At 49.7% G+C, this 1,587-nt stretch carries 1 protein-coding gene; it reads left to right on the forward strand.

Going from position 1 to position 1,587, the window contains the following annotated elements; genetic code table 11:
• The first annotated feature begins 250 nt into the window (after positions 1-250).
• A complete protein-coding gene (locus AC0YNV_RS40650; protein ID WP_475773129.1) occupies positions 251-1,474 on the forward strand; it encodes an IS110 family RNA-guided transposase in 1,224 nt (407 codons plus the stop codon).
• Positions 1,475-1,587: the final 113 nt, after the last annotated feature.

Genomic DNA, 1,587 nt, shown 5'->3' on the forward strand with positions numbered 1-1,587 from the left:
TTAGCCATCCATGCCCCTCTCGGGGCACCACAGAGTAATGAAAATTTTGGTGCGGTGTTCTATACTATTCTTACGGCTGGTGAGGAAGGTCGTTAAGCTATGGTGTCGCGAACCCATCCGTTAGTCTGACTACGACGATCACGGTGCACCACGGTATGTCGCTCCTTTTGGGAAGCACGCGGGGTAGAGTAATCCTTTTCTGGTTGTTGCACCAGTCCTCAATTTCAATTGCCGTAGAAAGGTGAATGTTATGGATGTCCTGATCGAACGCGCTTGTGGTTTGGATGTTCACAAGAAGTCCATTACCGCTTGCGTCATGACTCCCGAAGGAAAGGAGATTAAGACCTTTCGTACGCATACGGTGTTCCTGCTGGATTTAATCGACTGGATCAAGCAGCATCGCTGTACGCACGTGGCCATGGAGAGTACCGGTGTTTACTGGAAACCCATCGTCAACCTGCTTGAAGCCGAGGAGATTCAATTCCTCGTCGTAAACGCACAGCACATTAAAGCTGTTCCCGGCAGGAAGACGGATGTGAAAGATGCCGAGTGGATCTGTAACCTTCTGCGTCATGGACTGCTCAAACCCAGCTACATTCCGGACCGTAACCAACGCGAACTCCGCGAATTAGTCCGTTACCGTCGCAGCCTGATTCAGGAACGCTCTCGTGAACATAACCGGGTTCAGAAGGTCCTTGAAGGCGCCAACATTAAGCTCGCTGCTGTTGTCTCCGACATTATGGGCGTGAGCAGCCGCGATATGATGGGTGCCATGATCGAGGGAGAAGAAGATCCCGAAAAGCTGGCAGCTTTCGCGCGACGAACACTGAAGAAAAAGAAGGAAGAGTTGGAATTGGCCTTACGCGGCAACATGAGTGCCCACCAACGGATCATGCTGAAAACGATGCTCACACACGTCGATTTTCTGAATGAGCAGATTCTCGAACTGGATACGGAGGTAGCCAAACGGCTCGACCCTTTTCAGCAAGACATTGAGCGTCTAGATACCATTCCAGGGATCGGCCGACGAACCGCCGAACAAATCCTTGCCGAAGTTGGGACTGATGTCGGTTCACGCTTCCCATCTGCCGCTCATCTCTGTTCATGGGCGGGCCTCGTTCCAGGGCAAAATGAAAGTGCCGGAAAACGTAAATCCTCCAAAACTCGCAAAGGCAACAAATATCTCCGAGCGGCACTGATTGAAGTCGCCCATTCCGTATGTAGATCCGACAACTACCTAGGAGCACAGTACAGACGCATTGCCGCCCGAAAAGGCAGACACCGAGCAGCCGTAGCCGTCGCGCACTCCATTATGACCATTGTTTATTACGTTCTTACACGAAAAGAAGATTACAAAGATTTAGGAAGTCATTATTTTGAACAGCGACAACAAGAAGCGATCGTGAGACAAGCCGTACGAAAGCTTGAGAATCTTGGTTTTCAGGTAGCCCTCTCTAATTCGGAGGCCTCTTAGCGTTTCAATGTCTCATAGATTGCGAAGAAGCACAGTTTTTAAAAACCATAAAAGCTGGGTTTAGTTTCGTGCTGCCATTTTTAGGTCTGAGCTAATATTAATTTTCGGGGTAG

The sequence above is a fragment of the Paenibacillus sp. JT31N11 genome, from assembly GCF_056269285.1.

Coding starts and splice junctions, on each gene's coding strand:
- AC0YNV_RS40650 (WP_475773129.1), top strand. CDS start 251: ATGGATGTCCTGATCGAACGCGCTTGTGGTTTGGATGTTCACAAGAAG.